The sequence below is a fragment of the Pseudomonas sp. MWU12-2020 genome, from assembly GCF_023100605.1.
GTDB lineage: Bacteria > Pseudomonadota > Gammaproteobacteria > Pseudomonadales > Pseudomonadaceae > Aquipseudomonas > Aquipseudomonas fluorescens_H.
This window is the reverse complement of sequence record NZ_JALMEX010000012.1, coordinates 86,084-108,434: the sequence shown is the minus strand read 5'-3', so window position 1 is coordinate 108,434 and position 22,351 is coordinate 86,084. Positions and strand designations below refer to the sequence as shown.

14 protein-coding genes and 1 pseudogene are annotated in these 22,351 nt (G+C 61.7%); 7 read left to right on the top strand and 8 right to left on the bottom strand.

Annotated features, from left to right (window positions below; translation table 11 throughout):
* The first annotated feature begins 99 nt into the window (after positions 1-99).
* On the top strand, positions 100-3,213 hold the full coding sequence (locus M0814_RS23450) for a transglycosylase domain-containing protein (protein ID WP_103484900.1): 3,114 nt from the start codon (positions 100-102) through the stop codon (positions 3,211-3,213).
* A 165-nt stretch (positions 3,214-3,378) separates the two neighbouring features.
* Positions 3,379-8,061: a DUF6543 domain-containing protein gene (locus tag M0814_RS23445; protein WP_103484901.1), complete on the top strand. Its 4,683-nt coding sequence runs from the start codon at positions 3,379-3,381 to the stop codon at positions 8,059-8,061.
* A gap of 54 nt (positions 8,062-8,115) precedes the next feature.
* On the opposite strand, the gene M0814_RS23440 is transcribed toward M0814_RS23445, so the two are convergent.
* From M0814_RS23440 to M0814_RS23420, 5 genes are all read right to left on the bottom strand, one after another.
* Positions 8,116-8,607, bottom strand: a complete 492-nt coding sequence (locus M0814_RS23440; RefSeq protein ID WP_103484902.1) for a CS1 type fimbrial major subunit — start codon at positions 8,605-8,607, stop codon at positions 8,116-8,118.
* A 17-nt stretch (positions 8,608-8,624) separates the two neighbouring features.
* Positions 8,625-9,368 carry a pilus assembly protein gene (locus M0814_RS23435; RefSeq protein WP_103484911.1) on the bottom strand — a complete coding sequence of 248 codons (744 nt, stop codon included), beginning with the start codon at positions 9,366-9,368 and terminating at the stop codon, positions 8,625-8,627.
* Positions 9,369-9,427: 59 nt separating this feature from the next.
* Complete coding sequence (locus M0814_RS23430; protein WP_103484903.1) at positions 9,428-10,684, bottom strand: hypothetical protein; 1,257 nt, start codon at positions 10,682-10,684, stop codon at positions 9,428-9,430.
* A 31-nt stretch (positions 10,685-10,715) separates the two neighbouring features.
* Positions 10,716-13,238, bottom strand: coding sequence for a CS1-pili formation C-terminal domain-containing protein (locus M0814_RS23425; RefSeq protein WP_103484904.1), 2,523 nt, complete (start codon positions 13,236-13,238; stop codon positions 10,716-10,718).
* Between the two features lie 114 nt (positions 13,239-13,352).
* The gene (locus M0814_RS23420; protein ID WP_177434765.1) at positions 13,353-13,829 is read right to left on the bottom strand and encodes a CS1 type fimbrial major subunit; all 477 of its coding nucleotides are present in this window, start codon (positions 13,827-13,829) and stop codon (positions 13,353-13,355) included.
* Positions 13,830-14,347: 518 nt separating this feature from the next.
* Between M0814_RS23420 and M0814_RS23415 the strand changes: the two genes are divergently transcribed.
* Positions 14,348-14,929, top strand: a complete 582-nt coding sequence (locus M0814_RS23415; protein WP_003227826.1) for a PadR family transcriptional regulator — start codon at positions 14,348-14,350, stop codon at positions 14,927-14,929.
* Positions 14,926-15,711: a siderophore-interacting protein gene (locus M0814_RS23410; RefSeq protein WP_103484906.1), complete on the top strand. Its 786-nt coding sequence runs from the start codon at positions 14,926-14,928 to the stop codon at positions 15,709-15,711. The genes M0814_RS23415 and M0814_RS23410 overlap by 4 nt, the downstream gene beginning before the upstream one ends.
* 7 nt (positions 15,712-15,718) lie before the next feature.
* Here the strand turns inward: M0814_RS23410 and M0814_RS29205 are convergent.
* The 3 genes and pseudogenes from M0814_RS29205 to M0814_RS23395 all read right to left on the bottom strand — a co-directional run.
* Positions 15,719-15,808: pseudogene (locus M0814_RS29205) on the bottom strand (metal ABC transporter ATP-binding protein); the annotation flags it as partial.
* Positions 15,809-15,817: 9 nt separating this feature from the next.
* Complete coding sequence (locus M0814_RS23400; RefSeq protein ID WP_103484907.1) at positions 15,818-16,456, bottom strand: Pr6Pr family membrane protein; 639 nt, start codon at positions 16,454-16,456, stop codon at positions 15,818-15,820.
* 1 nt (position 16,457) lies between these two features.
* Positions 16,458-16,688 (bottom strand): VF530 family protein, encoded by a 231-nt coding sequence (locus M0814_RS23395; RefSeq protein WP_003227831.1) that lies wholly within the window; start codon positions 16,686-16,688, stop codon positions 16,458-16,460.
* A 300-nt stretch (positions 16,689-16,988) separates the two neighbouring features.
* Between M0814_RS23395 and M0814_RS23390 the strand changes: the two genes are divergently transcribed.
* The 3 genes from M0814_RS23390 to M0814_RS23380 all read left to right on the top strand — a co-directional run bounded on the left by M0814_RS23390 (position 16,989) and on the right by M0814_RS23380 (position 21,864).
* Positions 16,989-18,350 carry a carbohydrate porin gene (locus tag M0814_RS23390; RefSeq protein WP_103484908.1) on the top strand — a complete coding sequence of 454 codons (1,362 nt, stop codon included), beginning with the start codon at positions 16,989-16,991 and terminating at the stop codon, positions 18,348-18,350.
* A gap of 225 nt (positions 18,351-18,575) precedes the next feature.
* Positions 18,576-20,987 (top strand): glucose/quinate/shikimate family membrane-bound PQQ-dependent dehydrogenase, encoded by a 2,412-nt coding sequence (locus M0814_RS23385; protein ID WP_103484909.1) that lies wholly within the window; start codon positions 18,576-18,578, stop codon positions 20,985-20,987.
* A gap of 511 nt (positions 20,988-21,498) precedes the next feature.
* Positions 21,499-21,864 (top strand): DUF6124 family protein, encoded by a 366-nt coding sequence (locus M0814_RS23380; protein ID WP_103484910.1) that lies wholly within the window; start codon positions 21,499-21,501, stop codon positions 21,862-21,864.
* Positions 21,865-22,351 lie beyond the last annotated feature (487 nt).

The following is a 22,351-nucleotide window of genomic DNA, read 5'->3' as shown; positions in this document are numbered from 1 at the left end:
TTGTTCAGATGGCTTCCCCGCACTTTTTTTTCCCCATCACCAACCACCGTCTAAGCTTCAGTCAAGTCCGATCAATCTGCGTGAATGGATCAATCGACTATGGGCGCTTTGTGGCAAACCGATTCGAGTAAAGCCGTGGTTCCGACTGAACGTGTGGATGAAGCGCCTATCCCCCCAAAAAAACGCCGCAACCGGCATGGCTGGAAGGCGTTCTGGTTATTGCTGCTGATTATCGCGGTTGTGGTGGGTCTGGCCGCGAACAAGGAAATGCGCACCTCGCGCTTTCAGTCCAGGGAGCTGAGCCAATACGCCGCCTCGCTCAAATATCAGCTCGAACCCGGCCCCAGCGAAGCGATCCGCTATCCGGGCAACGGGCCGTTCGATCTGCGTCTGGGCTACAGCTCCCTCGATGAATTCCTGCCGCGCCTGCTCAAGCGCGACTATGTGATCACCGAGCAGACACGGTTTTCTCCGGCGCTGCTCAGCTACACCGACAAGGGCCTGTTCGTGCCCTATTCGGAAAAGATCCAGGCCGGGCTGTCGATCACCGATTGCCGCGCTGCGCCGTTGTATCAGTACAAGTACCCGCAGCAGCTGTATTCGAGTTTCGCGGCGATTCCGCCGGTGGTGGTCAGCAGCCTGTTGTTCATCGAAAACCGCTTTCTGCTCGACCCCAAACAACCGCTGGCCAACCCGGCGGTGGACTGGCCGCGTTTCGGCATGGCCGCGTGGTCTCAGGTAGCGAAGTTGCTGCACCTGCCGGGGCAATCGGCGGGTGGCAGTACCCTGGCGACACAGCTGGAAAAGTACCGGCATTCGCCCGATGGCCTGACGGTGTCTGGCGCCGAGAAGATCCGCCAGATGATCTCTGCCAGCGTGCGCGCCTATCAGCCCGGTCCCGAAACCCTCGGCGCACGGCAGAACATCATCCGCGACTATCTCAACAGCGTGCCGCTCTCCGCCGTGCCGGGGCATGGCGAGGTACACGGCATGGCCGAAGGTTTGCGGGTCTGGTACGGCAGCGATTTCAACAAGGCCAATGAACAATTGAACAGCCCGGCCACCGATCCGAAAACCATGGCCGACAAAGGTCTGGCCCTGCGCGAAATGCTCTCGCTGATGATCGCCCAGCGCCGCCCTTCGCATTACCTGACCAAGGGCCGTGAAGAACTCGCCGACCTCACCGACAGCCACTTGCGCCTGCTCAAACAGAACGGCGTGATCGACAGCGCGCTGGCCGATGCCGCGCTGGCGAGCAAGGTCACTTACCGCGACTGGCAGACCCAGCCGACCATTCAGCCGATCGAAACCAACAAGGGCATCAGCGTCGCTCGCAGCCGTCTGGCAACGATGCTCAATCGCCCACTGTACGACCTCGATCGCCTCGACCTGTCGGCCACCAGCACTTTACAGGGCGATCTGCAGACCCAGGCCACCGAGTACCTGAAAAAACTCGCCGAACCCGCGTTTGCCGGGCAGATCGGTTTGATCGGCGAACGCCTGCTCACCCCCACCAGTACCACCCAGGTGCGCTACAGCTTCACCCTGTTCGAACTGACCCCGGACGGCTCGCGAGTGCGCGTGCAGACCGACAGCACCGACCAGCCGTTCGACATCAACGAAGGCAGCAAACTGGAGCTCGGCTCGACGGCGAAGATGCGCGTGCTCACCACGTACCTGCAGATCATCTCCGAGCTGCACGACAAGTACGGCGCCATGACGGTGCCGGAGCTGAAGAAAGTCGAGGTGCCGGATCAGGACCGCCTCAGCCAGTGGGTGATCGACTACCTGATCCAGAACAAGGACCACGACCTGTCGAAAATGCTCGGCGCCGCGCTCGACCGCAAATATTCGGCCAGCCCCGGCGAGGCGTTTTTCACCGGTGGCGGCCTGCATGTGTTCCACAACTTCCGCAACGAAGACAACGGCCGTATGCCGAGCTTGCGCGATGCCCTGCGCGAGTCGATCAACCTGCCGTTCATTCGCCTGATGCGTGACGTGGTGCGCTATGTCACCTACTCCGGCCCCAACAGCAGTGCGGAGTTGCTCAAGGATGACCGCGATCCGCGCCGTCAGGAATACCTGGCCAGTTTCGCCGACCGCGAAGGCACTTCGTTCCTGCTCAAGTTCTGGAAGAAGTACAAGAACAAGGACACCCCGGCGCGCCTCGATACCTTCCTCGACAGCATGCGCCCGACGCCGATCCGCATGGCCGCCGTGCACCGCTATCTGCTGCCCAACGCCAGTCAGGAAGATTTCAACAGCTTCGTGCGTTCGCACCTCAAGGGCGCCAAGCTCACCGAAAAACTCACCGATGACCGCCTCATCCGACTGTATGACGCCTATGGCCCGGGCACCTACGATCTGCCGGATCAAGGCTTCATCGCCAAGGTTCACCCGCTCGATCTGTGGCTGATGGGCTACCTGCTGAACCACCCGGACGCCACCTTCAGCGAGATCGTCAAGGCCAGCCAGTTCGAGCGTCAGGAGGTCTACAGCTGGTTGTTCAAGAGCAAGCACAAGGGCGCCCGCGACAGTCGCATTCGCACCATGCTCGAGATCGAAGCGTTCCTGGAGATTCACCAGCGCTGGCAGAAAGTCGGCTATCCGTTCGACCACCTGGTGCCGTCGCTGGCCACCGCCATCGGCAGCTCTGGCGACCGCCCTGCCGCGCTGGCCGAGCTGATCGGCACCATCCTCAACGACGGCGTACGCATGCCGAGCCTGCGCATCGACAGCCTGCACTTCGCCGCCGGCACACCGTATGAAACGCGCCTGACCAACGACCCACACGTGGGCAAACGGGTGATGCCATCGGAGGTCGCCACGGCGATGCGCGAGGCGTTGTCGCAAGTGGTGGACTCGGGCACGGCGAAACGCGTGTCCGGCAGTTTCAAAACCGCCGACGGCACGCCACTGGTCATGGGTGGCAAGACCGGCACCGGCGACAACCGCATCGAAGCCATCGGCTCCGGCGGGCGGATTCTCAGTTCGAAGTCGATCAACCGCACCGCGACCTTCGTGTTCTACATCGGCAACAACCATTTCGGCACGCTGACTGCGTTCGTCCCCGGGCGCTCGGCGGAGAACTTCAAGTTCACCTCGGCGCTTCCGGTACAGGTGCTCAAGGGCATGGCGCCGATCCTCTCGCCGTACCTGCAACCGGGCACGCACACGATGTGCCAGGCACCGCAGGTCACTGCGGCGCGCTAAGGCATATCAGCACAGAGCCGGTGCGGTAACTGTGTATTTTTCAGCGTTCATTTTTCGAAGTGTCCGCGCCAGACCTACGCCATTCAGAGCGGGTATTTGCGCTTTTTTCGACAGCGGTCGTTGCCTAGTCTGATCGTTCCATTTCGATCAAGGACGATCAGCGCCATGCCCATCCAACCCCTGCAAGGACCTCAGTCCGAATTGCCCCGCACGCCCGCCGCTCCCGGCGTTCACCATGAGGTGATCGCCAAGGCCCTGCCGGCGTGGCTGCGCGAGACCAGTGTCGCGCGCGTCAACCAGCTTAAAACCCTCAAACCGGGCATCGAGCCCTGGCATCGCGACATCGCGCCCGCCGATCATCAGCACCTGCAACAGGCACTGCAGAGGGCCTGGAAGGCTCAGAACAAAGTCGACCAGGCCCTGAACAATCTGCAAGACGTCTACGCCTTTGCCAAACCGCTGCTGCAACAGGCACTGACGGCGCGCTTCGGTGTCGAGGACGATGTCGAACAGACCTGGCTGCGCCTCTACGCCCCGGTGAACACGTCCTGGTGGGTGCATGATTTCGCCGGCGCCACCAACAGCCGCACGGTCTCGCTGCTGGATGCCGCGCTGCATAACTTTTCCAGCGGCGAGGTGTTCAGCGAGGACTCGGAATTCATCAGCCGCCCGGATGCCAACGGCCACTTCACGGTCAAACCGCTCAAGCACAAAATGCGCATCGAACAGTTCAAAACACTGTGCCGTGAACTCGACCTCGGCGCGCGCTACCAGCAACACCTGAACGCTTTCCTGTTGCCCGGCGATGGCGTCGCACGCCAGGTTTTACGGCACAAGGTCGGGCTCAGCCAGAAGAGCGCACTGCACCTCGCCGCACACATGGCTCTGGCGAAAAAACACATCGACGCGGACGCCTATGACGTCGTGCAAGGCATGCTCGACGACCGCCGCAATCTGCGATGGAAAGGCCGGACCGTCAGTTACTACAACCTGACGATGATGGACACCACGCTGACCGGCATCGTCCTGATCGCCCCGGATCTACTCGGCGCCCGCGCGCCTGTGCCACTCATCGCCTATGTCCCCCACGACCCGGAACACCCGCTCAAGCAATACCCCTCGTCACTCGCGCTGATGGCCGAACTGACCCGGCAATTGCGCGACAGCACATCCTCTGAGAGCTACCAGAAATTCTTCAGCCAGTTTGTCGGTCAGCAGCAGCGCGGGCATTTTTTCGCGCAGCTCAATGACCGTCTGGCGCAGGTCAGATGGCAGCCGGTACAGGCCGAAGCCAATATGCCAACCTGGCGCGAAACGCCGGTGGACAACCCCAATCTGCGGTTTCGCCTGAGTACCATCCGCGACGACCGCGAGACCCGCTTCAACGGTGATCTGTGGGGGTATCTCTATCGCCAGAAGCTCAACAAGATCCTCAATGATGCCGCCGAGATCGCGATTTCCACGGCGTATGCCGACCGCATGGCCCGTTGGGCCTGGTGGGACAACCTGGAAAAAATGCTCTCGGACATCCTCAACGTCGCGTTGCTGGTGGTGACGCCGTTTATGCCGTTCCTCGGCCAGTTGATGCTCGGCTACACGATGTACCAACTGCTCGACAGCACATTCGAATGCCTGGTGGATCTGGCTGAGGGACGTAAGGCCGAGGCCGGTGAACAGGCGATTGGCGTGCTGGAAAACATCGTCCAGTTCGGCGCCTTTGCCGCGGGCACAGCCATTGGTCAGACCTTCCGGGTCAAGTTGTCGGCGTTTGTCCAGGAGATGAAACCGGTGCAATCGGCGGATGGCCGCACGCGCCTGTGGAGCCCCGACCTGACGCCCTATCACTTGCCGGAGCAGACACTGCCCGCGCACAGCCAAGCGGATGCGCAGGGCCTGCATGCAGTGGGGGACAAACAGTTGCTCAAGCTGGATGGGCAACTGTTCGAAGTGGCGAAGGACCCGGTCACCGGTGAACATCGCATCCGTCATCCGCAACGGCCCGAGGCTTACGCACCGAGCCTGACGCACAACAGCAACGGCGCCTGGGTCTGTGAAACGGAGAACCCGCGCCAGTGGGAGGGAACCCTGTTGATGCGCCGCATCGGCCATCGCACCGAGGGTTTCAGCAGCGCCCAACTGGAGCACATGCGCCTGCTCACCGGCACCGACGATAATCTGCTGCGGCGTATGCACGTGGACAACACTGAGCCGCCGCCCCTGCTCAGCGACACCCTCGATCGCCTGGCTGCCACACCGCCGCAGGCTTCAGCCACTGCGCTTTCGCCGGCAGCCCGTCAATTGCTGGTGGACTGCCCGCAGTTGACCTCGACCCTCGCCGAACGCGTGGTGGCCCAGGCCACGCCGATGGAGTCGCAGGCGATCGTGGCCCAGCGGCGCCTGCCATTGCGTCTGCGCACGCTGGCGCGCGAGGTGCAATTCGAGGTGCAATCGGTCCGTGCCGCTCAGGGCTTGCAGAGCGAAGCCCTGAGCAACATCGACAGCGAACGGCTGATCCTCGGCGCGCTGCGGCACTACAGCGATACCTTCGGCGCATTGCGCGTGGAAATCCGCGAGGGCAGCTTCGATGGCCCGTTGCGGTGCGAGGCCGGTGCCGCGTCCGCCGAACGGGTGCGCGTACTGGTGCGGATCGCGGCTGATCGTTATCAGGTGCGCGATGGCGCCGACCAGCCGATCCACGCCCCGAGCGGTCTGTATGAAGCGATGGCGCAGGCCATCGACCATGAGGGTGGCAATGCCCTGGGCATGCGCACCCACGATGTCGAACAGTTCCGGCAATGGGTCATCGACAAGACCCTGCCTCCCGAGGAACGCCGCACACTGCTGGCCACCCCGCCGATCCGCCCGGTCGCTGAACACGCCACGCTGTTTCTGCTGCGCGGCCCGGCCCTGAGCAGGAACGCGGCGACTCTGCAGGAACGCATTCAGGACCTGCATCCGCACTTCAGCCCGGGCGAGGTCAATGCGTTTGCCGACGCGCTCACCGCACAGGGCGAGCCGCTCAAGGCCATCGCAACCCATGAAAACGATCTCGATGAGCTGCGGGCCATCGTCCATCGCTGGCGCTATCAGCAACCGGACAGCTGGGGACCGGGCAGCCAGGGCTTTCGCGACGGTGGCGGGCTGCATATCTACGACAGTCTGCTGGACTGCTTCGAACGCAAGAACCCGGACCTCGGCAATCGTGCCGATCCCTCGTCCTTTGCCCTCGATCTGTCCCGGGAACTGCTCTCCGTGGATCTGGAAGTCTGGTGGGCGAAGCGCCCGGGGCTGAAAAAATTCCTCGATAAGGTCACGGTGCTGAAACTCGACAACACGCGGTTTTCCACCAACCCCGACGGCTTGCTCAAGGACTTTCCGAACCTGGTCGAACTCAGCGCCAAATACTGTGAGCTGACCCGTTTGCCGGAGCGCATCGGCACCACACTGCGGCGCCTCGAACGGCTGCGTCTGAGCAACAACCACATCGTGCTCGATCCGGTCGCGGTCGAACGGTTGCGCAGCCTGAGCTACCTCGAAGTGCTGAAAATGGACGACAACCCGTTGGGCCTGTCACCCGATCTCTCACGCATGCCGCGTCTGAAGGTGGTCGTGCTGAAAAACACCGGGCTGACGACCTGGCCCGAAGGCATTCTGGCCAGGCCGCGCCCCCGGGCGTTGCTGCTCGATTTGCGCGGCAACCCGCTGACGCAGATCCCCGAAGCTCCGACGGGCTCCGATGCGCAGTGGCTGGTGGCCCGCACGCGTCTGGACGTGGTGGCCCTGTCCGACATCAACCGCCTGCGCTACCAGGCCCATCGCCGGGCAATGGCCTTGCCTGAGGAGCCGTTGCTGTCCCCGGCCCCGGGGCAGAACACGGCGATCGTCTCCAACTATGGCGCCGACTATTGGAGCGATGTCCCCGGCTGGGGCGTCGACCGCGAAACCCCGTGGGCGGAACTGGTGGAGGAGCCCGCCGCACAGCCATTCATGGCGACGCTGCTCAGCGTGCGTGACTTCGCCGACTACCGGGCCGATGGCGCCGCGCGCGCGCAACTGATGCAGCGCGTCTGGCGCATGCTCGACGCGGTGCACGTCGACAGCCGCCTGCGGGAAAAACTGTTCACCATGGTGATCGCACCGGTGGACTGCGCCGATGCCGGTGCGCAGTTGTTCAATCACATGGGCATCAACGTGCTCGCCTACGAGGCCCATGCCTATTCGGTCGACCCGAAGGAGCTGGAGCTGAAACTGGTGACGCTGGCCAAAGGCGCGGCACGCCTTGAGCATGTCAACGAGATCGCCCGGGCCGACGTCGCCAGCCGCGGCGGCAACCCGGACGATGTGGAAATCTACCTGGCCTATCAGACCGGCCTGGCGAAACGCCTCGGCTTGCCGTGGCAGTCCGAAGGCATGCTGTATCGACAGGTGTCCGGCGTCAGTGACGCGATGATCGATCAGGCCTATGGCACCGTGCTGGCGCTGGGCGAAGGCGACGGCCTGGTGAACGCGATGCTCGAACTCGACTTCTGGACGCAGTACCTGGAAGAAAAGTATCCGACACGGCTGGAAAGCAACAAGCGTCGCTTCCAGGGCAACTATGACAAGCTCGAATCGCTGCGCGAAGTGCAGCGGCAGTGGAGCGAGTCGACCCAGACCGAGCAACGTAAGGCCTTGCGCGAACAGCTCCTGGACCTGATGCAGGACCTCCCCGTCCCCCCGACGGTGGTGTTCGACGAAGCGCCGATCAGCGACGCGGTGTTCGATCGATTGCTGGTTGATCTGGCTGATGACGAAAAAGAACTGGCACGCCGTCTGACCCGTGAGGCACTGCGACGCGCCGGGCTTTGATGCCGGCGTAAACTTCCACGGCCTGCCCACTGGAGAGCGGACAGGCCCGTGGATTCAGGGCGCAGCGGCATTGAAAATCAGCTGTACGTTGCCGTAATAACTCCCCGGTTTGTAGCCACCGGCGGGCACGATCGGCTGGATCTCCAGCACATAGCGCCCGCCGGCCCGGGCCTGCTCCGCCGAGACCACCTGGCGCGGCGACTCGTGACTGAGTTCGATATCGGCGAAGCTGACGCGCAGATAAATGTTCTGTTCGGGGCGGCCATTGGACAGGTACGCCTGGCTGTCCAGTCGGGCCTCGATGGCACTGGTGTCGTGCCGCACGTCGAAGTGTTTGCGCAATCCACCGAGGCTTTTGCTGCTGACATTCCACGGCAGAATCTGCGCCCGATGAATCCAGTCCGTCTCGGCCGGTATGACGTAAAAACCCAGCGTCGGGATGTCCACCGACACCTCGAAGCGGTGCTCTTCGCGCGCCGCGAACAGCGTGCTGCTGAACAGCGTCAGCAGTCCCGCGCTCACGACCATGAACGATTGTTTGATCATCTCAGGTCATCCCGTGATTAGCGGCCGGCAACGCGCAAGGTTTTCTTGCTGGCGCCTTCCACCAGATTGAAGCGGTATTCGCGCCCGGGTTTCTTCTCGAACTCGAAACTGTTGCCCGCGCGCACGTGGTGCTTGGTGGTCGGTTCGCAGGCGGTTTCGTCCTTCAGTGCGCAGTTGCGAAACTCGTCGACCACGACCACGGTGTTGCCGTTGTTGCGCACGCGATAGGTGGTCGGGGTGTCTTCGATCACGCTGTCGAAACGGCTGTCTTTCGGGCGTACGAAGAACACCGTACCGAAACCGGTCATGACGTTGACCCCGGCTGACAAAGTGTTTTTGTACTGTTCGCGCTCATCGGCGGACACTGCGAACTCGTCTTCTTTTTCCGGAACCACGGGGATGAAGCGCACGCGGAAATAGCGCTCCCGGTCGCGCTCGCCCAGCAACACCAGGCGCGTGCCCTGCATGCCATTGGCCGGGACGATCAGCCGCGCCGGGCTGGCCATCAGGCCGTCACGGCTGCTCATGTCCGCCTGATTCCTGACTTCGATCTCCCGCGATTTGCCGTCGGCGTCGTAGATGATTTCGAGGATGTTGACCTTGACGAACGCGGTGCTGTCACCGCTGTTGAATACGCGCTTGAGGTAGGTGCTTTTGTCACCCTCGAGATAGTCGTACACCGTCCCGACATTGATCTGTGGAGCGGCCTGCAGGGCGAAGGACAACCCGCTCAAACCGATTGATAACAACAAACGTTTCATCACCTTGATTCCTTGGTCATTGAACACACTGCCGACGTGGCGCTTCGATAGGCGGCCCATCAGATATCCGAATCCCAGATCACAATCACCGTGCCCCTGTAGCTGCCGCTCTCGCCGGGGCGCAGCATGGTGGCCATCGAATGGGGCGGCACTTCGAAATGCAGGACGCCGGGAGCCCGATCCACATAGAACCCGGGTTTGAAATACAGCGCGTTCTCCTCCCCCGATTTCAGGCGCAAGCGTTTTACCGGTTGGCCGGACAGGTCGGTGAGGCCATTGGGCAGACTGACACTGACGAACATCTCGGCCCGGCGATTGGTCTCGGCATCCTCGATGGCGCACTCGCCATTCAATCCGGGCCCGCACATCATTTGCATCTTGAACCGCGACGAGGCCGAGATAGTGAACGTCTGGTCACGGAACAGGCTCACCGGCCGCCGCCCGGCCTGCAGCCAGCCCTGCCAGCCACCGGCGGGCACCAGGCGGACTTTTTCCCCGCCGGGCGGGATATCGACCTTCAGGGTGTGCCGGACATCCAGATTGAAATTCAGGGTCAGCGATGAACTGCTGGGCATCATCACGTCACCGAAATCGAAGTCGGAATTCGGGCCGACGCTGTAGGTCAGATCGCCGGTGTAGTGCCCCGACGACATGCCCAACGGGTTGGGCGTTTCCAGTTCATAGGCAAAATCGAGGAAATCCAGGCGCAACCACGGCACATCGAACTTCGCCTGCTTGGTACAGGCAGTGGCCGACGGGGTTTTCCAGAAAAATGCGTAGGATTCGGCGGTGTACCAGCCCACACCACTGTACTGACAGGGTGCCGGCGCATTGACCCAACTCGACCCCCATAAAAGGTTATGCGCGAGGCGATAGTCATCGGCGCCACCGACCAGTTTCATCACGTCCTCGGTCACGTAGCGCGAACCGATCCCGACAATCCTTACCCTGACGGTTTCCGGCTCGCGGGTGCTCTCGTGATAGACCGTCAGCTCACGCCATTGGGTGGGCACCTGAAATGTCGCACCCTGCCGTGGCGAAGGGTGATTGGCCATGATCGGCACACGCGAATCGAACTGGATCGGCACCTGCAAACTGAATATTTCGTTCTGTTCGCACTGCGCCGGATCGTAGGTGCAATAGCCGCTGGGTGGCGTGGTGTTAACGAACTTGTTGCGATGTGGATAAGACGAGTCCGGCCTGAATTCGGCCGTGATGGACACCTGTTCGGCGTGACTCGGAGAAGCCGTGATCGCGGCCAGCGCAAGGGCTGGCAACCAGCGACGACGGAGTGTGGTCAAGCGTGCGACGTTCATGTCTGGAAAAATCTCCTCTGGCAGGCCGAAATCAACCCGCGGTCTCGGCCTTGTGGGTGGCCTCGGCCAACGTGTCCGGCGAACAGCGCAAATCACCGATCATCAGCACGTTGTTTTCACGGCGGTGGCTGTCGATATCGAGCCGGAACCGGCAAAGCAATTGATCGGCGTAGCGCACTTCGAGCGTCGGTGCGCCGGCGTGCATTTCCATCGAGAAAAATCCGTCGACTTCGCTGACCCCACGGCTGGCGTGATTGATCACGTGGTGGCCCTTGAGCGGCCGGCCCTGCGGATCGAGCAGGCGCCCGAGCACGGTGACGGTTTGCATCACGCGGACCTTGCGGTACTCCACGCCGCCCTTGTTCAGGTGATAGCGGGTACGGGCCGGCTCGATGCTGGCCGCCGGGACGTGATTGCCTTCGAAATCGAAGCTCACCGAGCTGTTGCGATACGCCGTGAGCGGGATGAAATTGCGCCCCGGGCGCAGCGCCGCGCTGCCGCCACTGAGGTCGTCGGCGCGCAGGGCGACGTCGGTGATATCCGACTCGACATCGACGATCATCCCGGCGCCGCGGCCCTGATGCTGACTGGTCAGCACCAGCCGCTGAGCGCCGACGATCACGCTGCTGTCGAGGTTCACGCCACCGGTGAAGTTGCCGTTATAGGACGAGCGCTGCAGGAAGCCGTCGCCATTGATCCAGTCGGTTCGGAAGTTGGCCAGGCTGGCCAGACCGACGCCGTAGGTGTCGGTCAGCGCCGTGAGCGAAACGCTTTGCAGCACGTGGTCCTGCCAGTCCTTGCGATAGCCGAGCGAGGCGTTGTTGTCGCGCCCGCCGTCGCGTGCCGTGCGGCTGCCGATGCTGCCCGAGACCTGCTGGCCGGGGCCGCCCAGCGCCATGCTGATGCTCAGGTCGACCCCGCGATTGCGTGCATCGCCGCTGCTGTAGCTGCCCGGCCGATCGAACAGTGACAACCGCCAGTTGGCATCGCTGCCGAACAGCTCGGTGCGCTGGCTCCAGCCAAGGTCCATGCCCACGCCTTCGACGTTGCCTTCGCTGTGCGAAACCCGTGCGCTCAAGGAATTCTTGCGGCTGAGGCGATGGTTGATCGCCAGCGACGAATTGCTGGTTTCGCCGATGAACACATTGCGCTGACGCACGCGGGTGCCGTCGGGCAGCGTGTCGTAACTGTTGCGGGTGTCGAGCCAGCTGCGGTTGTGGCTGACCACCAGGCTGCCGGCGCCATAGTTGTACAGGCCTTGCACATCGGCGCCGGTGCCGTGATCCTCGGTCTGATAGAGGTTGGCGAAAAAGCTGACGCTGTCGGCCAGGCTCCAGTCGATCGAGGTGCCGTACTGCAAGGTGTCGCGCACCTGACGTGCCGACAACCCGAGGATCACTCGCGGGTGCAGCAGGTAGTTGAGCGCGGCGCCGGCAGTGAATTCACCGCTGTCCTGTTCGTCCCAGTTGCTGAGCAATTTGCTTTCCTGCCCGGCGAACAGGTTGTAGCGCCAGCGCTCGTCGAGGTTGCGCCAGTTCACCGGTTTGTACACCAGTTCCTGGGTGGTCGAGGTGGTCTGGCCGTCTTCGATCAGGCGCACTTCGACCTCGTAGATGCCGCCGGGCAACGGCCGGGTGTCGAGGGTCTGCAGGCCGGCAGTGACTGATTGGGTGTTGATCAGCAGGCCATCGCGATAGATCTCCACCGACGCCTGGCGATTGGCCGTGACGAAAATCGGGTACACGCTGGGGCGCGGGCTGTCGACAGCGAGGCTGTCGGAGCTGCCGTACATCACGCCCACCGCCGTGTCGGGGCTGGTGCCGAACGACCGAGGCTGGCGGGTCAGGCCTTCGGAATTGGGGGTGAAATAGCCCAGACGGAAAAAACTGCCCTGCAATTCACGCTGGGTGTAGAGCTCGTGTACCGCGTGATAGGTCTGGGTGTCCGGCCCGCCGAGGCGCGCCAGCTGCATATTGAAGGACTGGCTCCAGTTGCCGAGGCTGGCACTGGCTTCCAGACCGAAACGGCCACCCAGATCCTGATCCTGGCCACCGTTGAGATTGAGCTGATTGCGCAGCATCAGACCGCTGCTGCCGCCCTCCGGCTGCTCATGGAAACGTTGCGCCTGCAAATCACGCTCGGCGTTTTCCGTGACGATCGACAGCAGCGAGCTTTCGAGGTTGTAGTGCACTGCCAGCAGTTGCTCCGGGCATTGGCTGCTGCAACTTCCCAGGGCGATCCCGGGTTTGAGGATGCTCGCCCAGGTTTCACGCTCGACGGCGCTGATGCGACTGTCACTGGTGTCGGTGAAGTCGAGCAGGGTAATGCGGTCGTCACGCGACAAGACGATCATTGCCTCGCCAAGAGGTTGCTGATCAAGTTCTACGCGAACAGCCAATGGAACATCAAAGAAGTGCTCTTCAAAGTCTGCCGGCAACCCTTTGGCCTGGGCCAACAAACTTCGCGGCGTATTATCAACGGATGCGGGCGCCGCGAGTACGCCGCTGCAAGTCAGCAACGCAAGCGCAGCCGCGATGGGCGTCATCGGAAACATGAACGAATACTCTGATTACCGGAAAGTAAAAGTCCGGCCGGACAACTTCAAAGTTGCAAGTTGCCGACCGGTTACGCCACTTGAACAAGTAACGTCAGGTATTGCCGTTATGCCTCAGACCGAAGGTTCCACAACCAGCATGACCACGCCGGTGTAGTCGCCAGGGGCGGGTTTGGCACCGGTAGCGCTGATCTTGAAGGGTGCGCGATAGCGCGTATTGGACTCGGTGTCACCGACCACTTCCTGAGAGAGGGTGGTCAGCGTCTTGCCGTTGAGTTCGACCTTCAGATCGACGGTTTTGTTGCCGGCAATCAGCTTCGGCACGCCTTCCAGACGGGCGTGAACCTTGCCGGCGGTGTGCAGCACGTCGAAGTGACCGTTGACCTCGCGCATCGAATCGGTGGACGGGTTGTAGCTCATGTCCTGATCCTTGTTGACCAGGTCGGCATCCACCGGCACCGCGTAGAAGTCATCAGGCGGCACGTGCGCCACGATGCTGATCGAGTGCTTGGCTTCGGTGGCGGCAAACGCCATCGAGGCGCTCATGGCCAATACGGTCAGAGGGGCGGCAAAGGCGAGTTTCTTGAGCATCATTGAATACCTGTCTTATATAAATTAGTTGATTCATCGAAAGATCAAGATGAGCACAACAGTCACGAGCAGTTAGTGACTCACCGTTAACTTTCGACGCCGAGGCATGGTCAACCAATTTATATTTAAAGTAAGCAGGCAATGTCCTGCGACCTTGTAGCCTGAGCGCCATTAGATGAGAGAGAAAAAACCGCGAAAATCAGGAAAGTTCCTGTTCAACTGTAAGAGACAGGCTACAACGCGCCACCCGGGTGACTCTACGCGCCAGAACTTTGCGGCAACTTCCGTAAGACCGATACCACACTTTCCCGAGATTAAAGGGCGAAACCGGACATTAGAGAGTTAGCACTAAACTGCGCCTTTGCCGCGGGATTTAATACCGGTTTTTTTTGATCGTTTTCCGGTTTTTGCGCCTGCGGATTCGATGAATCAGATCTGCACCGTTGGTCAGGACCTCTTGCACAGACGTAAAGATATATCTTAAGTTGTATCTAAACACGACGAGAGAGAAGGCAAAAATGAGAGACCATCATTCCCCCCACCATCACCGCGAACACGGCGACGGCCGTGACGGCTTCGAAAAGCGCCCCGGCCGTGAACGCGGCGGGCGTGGCCCACGGGTCTTCGCCCCCGGTGATCTGAAATTGCTGCTGCTGGCGCTGATCGCCGAGCAGCCCTGCCACGGCTATGACCTGATCCGCCAGATCGAAGGCATGTTCGATGGCGCCTACAGCCCCAGCCCCGGCGTGATCTACCCGACCCTGACGTTCCTCGAAGAAAGCGACCTGATCAGCGGCGACGCCGAGGCCGGCAAAAAACGCTACAGCGTGACCGACGCCGGTCGTTTGTCTTTAAGCGAGCAAGCGGTAGCGCTGGATGGCGTGCGCATGCGCATCGACGTCAGCAAGCGTTCACTGCGCGGCCATGACCGGCCGCCGGAAATCCACGAGGCGGTGCACAACCTGCGCCACGCCTTGCAGCTGCACCACGGACGCTGGAGCGCGGAAGAAATCCAACGGGTTGCCGCGCTGCTCAACGACACCGCCAAAGCCATCGTCGACGGCCCTGCCGTTCAATTTGCCCCGGAGAAAGCCGAATGACTGCAGTCGATACGCAAACCATTCACCGTGTGATGCACGAAATCAAACGCCGCAAACTGCAAGTGCTGCGCGTGGTCGACCTGACCCCGCGCATGCGCCGCATCACCCTTGGCGGGCCGGAACTGGCCGGGTTCATCAGCCTGGGCACCGACGATCACGTCAAACTGCTGTTCCCGCAGAACGCCGAACAAACCGCTGCGCTGGAAACCCTGGTGCTCGGCGCCGGCAAGGACAACGGCCCGCTGCCCGAGATGCGCGACTACACCCCGCGCCGCTACGACCTGGAAAAACTCGAGCTGGACATCGACTTCGTCCTGCACGGCGACGGCCCTGCCTCGACCTGGGCTGAACAGGCCAGACCCGGGCAATTCCTGCACATCGGCGGGCCACGCGGTTCGATGATCGTGCCGGACATCTTCGACAGCTACCTGCTGATCGGCGACGAAACCGCCCTGCCCGCCATCGCCCGCCGCCTCGAAGGTCTGGCGGCGAATCGCAAGGCGCTGGTGGTGATCGAAGTGGAGAACGGTGCCGAGCAACAAGTGCTGGAGAGTGCGGCGCAGGTCAATGTGATCTGGGTGTTGCGCGAGGGCGGCAAGGACAACCTGCTGACCACGGTCAAAGAGCTGCAGGTGCCCAAGGGCAATCTGTATGCGTGGGTGGCGACCGAGACCAAGGTCTCGCGGCAGATCCGCCGGGTGCTGCTGGATGAGCATGGGCTCAATGAACAGTTCGTCAAAGCCGTCGGTTACTGGCGGGCTGAGGGTTCGGCAGAAGAGTGATTTGCCCTTGTGGGAGCGGGCTTGCTCGCGAATGCGGTCGATCATTCAACCATGATGTTGACTGACCTGACGCCTTCGCGAGCAAGCCCGCTCCCACTTTGACCTTTTAACTTCGTCCTGACTGCGAGCGGTCGACCCCGATCACCAACAACCCAATCAGCACAAATCCCACCAATATCCCTCCGGCATTGATAAACACCTGTGCATAACCCAGCAGCGCCACATCGATGAACGGATACGCATACGCGCCAAGCAGATGCCCGCGCAGCAGCGCGTAAACGAAGTACAGCAGCGGATAGATCAGCCACAGCGCCAGGTGCTTCAGGCGCAACGAACCCTTCGGTACGCAAAACCACCAATAGCCAAGAAACAGCAACGGCATCACGTCGTGCAGCAATTCATCGGCAATAAACTGCCAGCCTTCAGGGTGCCATAAATGCCGCAGCAAAATGCTGTAGGCCAGCCCCACCACGGCAATGCTCACCGCCACCCCGCTGCTGACCCATGGCTGCAGAAACCAGCGTTGCGCAGCGGATTCACGCCGGGTGATCGCGCAGGTCAGCACCGTCGCCACCAGCGTGTTGGTCAACACCGTGAAGTAACTGAAGAAACTCACCAGCCCGCCCAGCAGACTGGCATCGACACTCAGCCGCGCAAGGAAAATCAGGTACAGCTGAATGCTCAACCCGGCCCAGCCGAGGCTGGCGAGGAGCGTGATCAGGCGTCGCCGCGAAACGGCGTTCATCTCAGAGCGGACGCTTGGTGCGCATCAGTTTCACGTACAGGCGCTCGACCTTCTCCCGCGCCCACGGGGTTTTGCGCAGGAACGTCAGGCTCGACTTGATGCTCGGGTCGCTCTTGAAGCAGCGGATATCGATGCGCTCGGCCAACCCCGACCACTCGTAATGCGCCACCAGCGCATTGAGGATCTGTTCAAGGGTTACGCCATGCAGCGGATCGGGAGTGTGGTCGTTCATGCCAGGCCTTTGGACGGAGTGAAAATGCACAAGCCGCGCACCTTAGCCGAGGGGCCGGTCAGGTGGAAGGCCTTGCATCAAATGTAGGCCAACCCGGGAAGATCGCAGCCTGCGGCCATCGCCACAATGCGCCCGTTTGCCGCACTGTTACCGAATCCGAAACGCTGCATGTCTGCAAAAGCCCTTTGTCTTTTTGTTACAGATCATTATCCTGCCGCCCTTCAGCTGAATCGCTTCACTGCCTGCGTCAAATTGAAGCGCTCGGTTTACCCCCGTAAAACACCAAAAAAAGACTGACCCATGCCTGATTTTTCCTTCTCCCGAGACAGCGCTATCTCAACCCTGCGCCTGCTCGGCAGCTGCACCGCGCTCGGCTTCGCCACCTACGCCCACGCGGCCCCCGCCTTCGACAGCGACTCACCGTGGATGCTCGGTGACTGGAACGGCACGCGTACCGAGCTGGCGGAAAAAGGCTACGACTTCAAACTCGACTACACCGGCGAAATGGGCAGCAACCTGCACGGCGGCTACGACCACGATCGCACCGCGCGCTACAGCGATCAGTTCGGTCTGGGCACGCACCTGGACCTGCAAAAAATCCTCGGCTGGGACGACGCCGAATTTCAGCTGACCATCACCAAGCGCAGCGGCAACAACATCAGCAATGACCGCATCAACGACCCACGCGTTGGCGGCTTCACCTCGGCCCAGGAAGTCTGGGGCCGTGGCCAGACCACGCGCCTGACGCAGATGTGGTACCAGCAGAAATTCTTCGACCAGAAGCTCGACATCAAGGTCGGCCGCTTCGGTGAAGGCGAAGACTTCAACAGCTTCCCGTGCGACTTCCAGAACCTGGCGTTCTGCGGCTCGCAGGTCGGCAACTGGGTCGGCGGCATCTGGTACAACTGGCCGGTCAGCCAGTGGGCACTGCGGGTCAAATATCACCTGACCCCGGAGCTGTACGCGCAAGTCGGCGCCTACGAGCAGAACCCGTCGAACCTCGATCGCGGCAACGGCTTCAAGCTCAGCGGCAGCGGCACCCAGGGCGCCGTGCTGCCGGTGGAACTGGTGTGGACGCCGAAGCTCAACGACCTGCCGGGCGAATACCGTGCCGGTTACTACTACAGCAGCGCCAAGGCCTCTGACGTCTATAAAGACCAGAACGGCCAGCCCGCCGCACTGAGCGGCGAAGCCTATCGCAGCGCGTCGAGCAAGCACGGCGTGTGGTTCGGCGCCCAGCAGCAAATCACCAGCATCGCCAGCGATCACTCGCGCGGCTTGAGCGTGTTTGCCAACGCGACGATGCACGACAAGAAAACCAACGCGATCGACAACTACGTGCAGGCCGGCGTGGTCTACAAAGGCCCGTTCGATGCCCGCGCCAAGGACGACATCGGTTTCGCCCTGGCCCGCGTCCACGTCAACCCGGCCTTCCGCAAGAACGCCGAAGCGAGCAATCAGGCGCACGCCGTCTACGACTATGACGACCCGTCCTTCCTGCAGCCGCAGGACACCGAATACAGCGCCGAACTGTATTACGGCGTGCACCTCGCCAACTGGCTGACCGTGCGCCCGAACCTGCAATACATCCGCCATCCGGGCGGCGTGAACGAGGTCGATGACGCACTGATCGCGGGGATCAAGATCCAGTCTTCGTTCTAAAGATTTACGCGAATCCCCAAGGTGGGAGCGGGCTTGCTCGCGAAGGCGGCGTGTCAGTCAACACATCAGCCTTCTGACACACCGCTTTCGCGAGCAAGCCCGCTCCCACAGGGGATTTATGAAATTTGTTAGCTACACAAGTTTTATCTGAACCATACCTGCGCCCAATCGTCATCTAGAGTGACTAAAGCGCGGGACTAAATAAACGTCACGGAGAATCACACTATGAGCACTGAAAGTGCTTCGAGTCGGGGCCGTCTGTTACCGAGCCTGCTCGGCATTCTGCTTCTACTGATGGGCCTGGCCATGCTGGCCGGGGGAGTCAAGCTGAGCATGCTCGGCGGCTCGCTGTACTACCTGCTGGCCGGTATCGGCATTGCGCTGAGCGGCATTCTGTTGCTGCTGCGTCGTCGCGCAGCGCTGGGCCTGTACGCCATCGTGTTGTTCGCCAGCACGGTCTGGGCCTTGTGGGAAGTCGGTCTGGACTGGTGGCAACTGGTGCCGCGTCTGGCACTGTGGTTCGTCCTCGGCATCGTGATGTTACTGCCGTGGTTCCGTCGTCCGCTGCTGCTTGCCGGCCCGGCGCCGATGGGCACGGGTGGTCTGAGCGTGGCTGTGGTGTTGGCCGGCGTCACTGCCCTGGCCAGCCTGTTCACCCACCCGGGGGAAATCTTCGGCGAACTGGGCCGCGACACCGCGGACATGACCAGCACCGCGCCAGCCATGCCGGATGGCGAATGGCAGGCTTATGGCCGCACCGAGTTCGGTGACCGCTACTCGCCGCTGAAGCAGATCACCCCGGCCAACGTCGGCAAGCTGAAAGAGGCCTGGCGCATCCAGACCGGCGACCTGCCGACGTCTGATGACCCGGTCGAGCTGACCAACGAAAACACCCCGCTCAAAGTCAACGGCATGATCTATGCCTGCACCGCGCACAGCAAAGTGCTGGCACTGGACCCGGACACCGGCAAGGAAATCTGGCGCTTCGACCCGCAGATCAAGAGCCCGGTGGGCTTCAAGGGCTTCGCCCACATGACCTGCCGTGGCGTGTCGTACTACGACGAAGCCGCTTACGCGAAAGCTGATAACGCCGCCTCGGCCGTTATCTCCGAAGCCGGCAAAGCCGTTGCCCAGGCCTGCCCGCGTCGTCTGTACCTGCCAACCGCCGATGCACGCCTGATCGCACTGAACGCCGACACCGGCAAGATCTGCGAAGGCTTCGGCAAAAACGGCGTGGTCGACCTGACCCAAGGCATCGGCCCGTTCACCGCCGGTGGCTACTACTCCACCTCGCCGGCCGCGATTACCCGTGATCTGGTGATCATGGGCGGTCACGTCACCGACAACGAGTCGACCAACGAGCCATCGGGCGTGATCCGCGCCTTCGACGTGCACGACGGCCACCTCGTGTGGAACTGGGACAGCGACAAGCCAGACGCCACCGAGCCTTTGGCGCCGGGCGAAATCTACAGCCGCAACTCGGCGAACATGTGGTCGCTGGCCAGCGTCGATGAAAAACTCGGCATGGTTTATCTGCCACTGGGCAACCAGACTCCGGACCAGTGGGGCGCCGACCGCACCCCAGGCGCCGAGAAATTCAGCGCCGGCATCGTCGCCCTCGACCTGGCCACCGGTAAAGTGCGCTGGAACTACCAGTTCACCCACCACGACCTGTGGGACATGGACGTTGGCAGCCAGCCAACCCTGCTCGACATGAAAACCGCCGACGGCGTGAAACCGGCGCTGATCGCCCCGACCAAACAGGGCAGCCTGTACGTCCTCGACCGTCGTGACGGCACGCCGATCATCCCGATCCGCGAAATCCCGGTTCCGCAAGGCGCCGTGAAAGGCGACCACACCGCACCGACCCAGGCCCGTTCGGACCTCAACCTGCTGGCCCCGGAACTGACCGAAAAAGCCATGTGGGGCGCGAGCCCGTTCGACCAGATGCTGTGCCGCATCCAGTTCAAGGAACTGCGTTACGAAGGCCAATACACGCCTCCGTCGGAACAGGGCAGCCTGATCTACCCGGGTAACGTCGGCGTGTTCAACTGGGGCGGCGTCTCGGTCGACCCGGTTCGCCAGATGCTGTTCACCAGCCCGAACTACATGGCCTTCGTCTCGAAGATGATCCCGCGCGCCGAAGTGGCCGCCGACAGCAAACGCGAAAGCGAAACCGCCGGTATCCAGCCAAACACTGGCGCGCCATACGCGGTGACCATGCACCCGTTCATGTCGCCCTTCGGCGTACCGTGCCAGGCCCCGGCCTGGGGCTACGTCGCCGGTATCGACCTGACCACCGGCAAAGTCGTGTGGAAACGCAAGAACGGCACCAGCCGCGACAGCTCGCCAATCCCGATCGGCTTCACCCTCGGCGTGCCAAGCATGGGCGGCTCGATGGTGACTGCGGGCGGCGTCGGCTTCCTCAGCGGCACCCTCGACCAGTACCTGCGCGCCTACGACGTGAACACTGGTAAAGAGCTGTGGAAATCGCGTCTGCCTGCCGGCGGCCAAGCGACCCCGATGACCTACACCGGCAAGGACGGCAAGCAATACGTCCTGCTGGTGGTGGGTGGTCACGGTTCGCTGGGCACCAAGATGGGTGACTACGTGATTGCGTACAAACTGCCGGAATAAGTTTTAGCGGCGGTAATAGAAAGGCGATGTTCCGTGAGGGACATCGCCTTTTTTTGTTGCACACAGCTTTTCTGAACTCACTGAAAAACCTGTGGGAGCGGGCTTGCTCGCGAAAGCGGTGTGTCAGCCAATTAATTTGCCACTGACACACCGCCTTCGCGAGCAAGTCCGCTCCCACAATGGACGGTGTCCGTCCTACAGAAGCGCGTTACATGCGGGAGTTTTCCGACAAGTCGCGTCGGTTGTGCTTCGGAAGTCGGCTGGATAGGCTTCGAAGATCGCTGGAAATTCAGCGAACGGGCGTCGCGGCCTGATAACTGATGCATAATCGCCAACCTGACAGCACCTGCCGGTGCCTGTTGGTTGTTTCATGGCGGCTGTGCGCGGGATACCTTTCTAGGGAGGTATGCCGATTTCTCAGTTATCGGTCCGCGAACCCGCGTACAGCTGCCACCTCAGATTGCGTCGCGGCAATCGAAGGTAGCTCCACTTCACCAACTGAGAACTCATCATGATCAAACCCACACCGAATCCCCCCGAAACCTCCCCCTACGAATCCCTCGATTCCAGAAAACTCCACGACGCCGCCGAACGCGCCCTCGACCACTACCTGAAACCCTCCGCCGCCGCTGTGAGATTCCACAAACCCAGCAGCATGTTCCAAGTCGCCCCGGACATGGACAACGAAAGCCTGCTGGCCCACGCCTGCGAATCACTGGCTTCGGCGAGCATCATGACCAGCGACATTGCGGTCTATGTAGACAGCCCGCAGCGGCAGACGATACTGGCGATCCAGCAAATCATCATGCTGGCTGAACTGGCAGTGAATCGGGTGCTGGATAATGTGGAAATCACTCAATCTGCGGCACACAGCTGAGCCATAGTGGGAGCGGGCTTGCTCGCGAAAGCGTCGGCACATCCAACACTTGCGGTGACTGACACACCGCTTTCGCGAGCAAGCCCGCTCCCACAGTGGAATTGGGTGAGTCAGGTGGAGACTGGTCGGCTCGCAGGCCGCCATCGCTGGCAAGCCAGCTCCCACATTTGGATTGGGTGCAGGCAGTTGGAGATTGGTCGGCTCATAGGCCGCCATCGCGAGCAGGCTCACTCCTACAGTTGGAATGGGGGTGGTCAGTTAGAGATTGGTCGGCTCGTAGGCCGCCATCGCGAGCAGGCTCACTCCTACAGTTGGAATCGGTGTGGTCAGTTGGAGATCGGTCGGCTGTCAGGCCGCCATCGCTGGCAAGCCAGCTCCCACAGTTTTGATTTGTGTATGCCCCATGCGGCGCAGCCGCCCCACTCAACACAATGAGCGCAAGCTCGAGTACCGCTTTTGATCTTGATCCACGGGCGACGTCGGAAGG

Coding starts and splice junctions, on each gene's coding strand:
- M0814_RS23425 (WP_103484904.1), bottom strand. CDS start 13,238: ATGTTTCCGATGACGCCCATCGCGGCTGCGCTTGCGTTGCTGACTTGC.
- M0814_RS23385 (WP_103484909.1), top strand. CDS start 18,576: ATGAGCACTGAAAGTGCTTCGAGTCGGGGCCGTCTGTTACCGAGCCTG.
- M0814_RS23395 (WP_003227831.1), bottom strand. CDS start 16,688: ATGAACGACCACACTCCCGATCCGCTGCATGGCGTAACCCTTGAACAG.
- M0814_RS23390 (WP_103484908.1), top strand. CDS start 16,989: ATGCCTGATTTTTCCTTCTCCCGAGACAGCGCTATCTCAACCCTGCGC.
- M0814_RS23445 (WP_103484901.1), top strand. CDS start 3,379: ATGCCCATCCAACCCCTGCAAGGACCTCAGTCCGAATTGCCCCGCACG.
- M0814_RS23380 (WP_103484910.1), top strand. CDS start 21,499: ATGATCAAACCCACACCGAATCCCCCCGAAACCTCCCCCTACGAATCC.
- M0814_RS23400 (WP_103484907.1), bottom strand. CDS start 16,456: ATGAACGCCGTTTCGCGGCGACGCCTGATCACGCTCCTCGCCAGCCTC.
- M0814_RS23430 (WP_103484903.1), bottom strand. CDS start 10,684: ATGAACGTCGCACGCTTGACCACACTCCGTCGTCGCTGGTTGCCAGCC.
- M0814_RS23420 (WP_177434765.1), bottom strand. CDS start 13,829: ATGCTCAAGAAACTCGCCTTTGCCGCCCCTCTGACCGTATTGGCCATG.
- M0814_RS23450 (WP_103484900.1), top strand. CDS start 100: ATGGGCGCTTTGTGGCAAACCGATTCGAGTAAAGCCGTGGTTCCGACT.
- M0814_RS23435 (WP_103484911.1), bottom strand. CDS start 9,368: ATGAAACGTTTGTTGTTATCAATCGGTTTGAGCGGGTTGTCCTTCGCC.
- M0814_RS23410 (WP_103484906.1), top strand. CDS start 14,926: ATGACTGCAGTCGATACGCAAACCATTCACCGTGTGATGCACGAAATC.
- M0814_RS23415 (WP_003227826.1), top strand. CDS start 14,348: ATGAGAGACCATCATTCCCCCCACCATCACCGCGAACACGGCGACGGC.
- M0814_RS23440 (WP_103484902.1), bottom strand. CDS start 8,607: ATGATCAAACAATCGTTCATGGTCGTGAGCGCGGGACTGCTGACGCTG.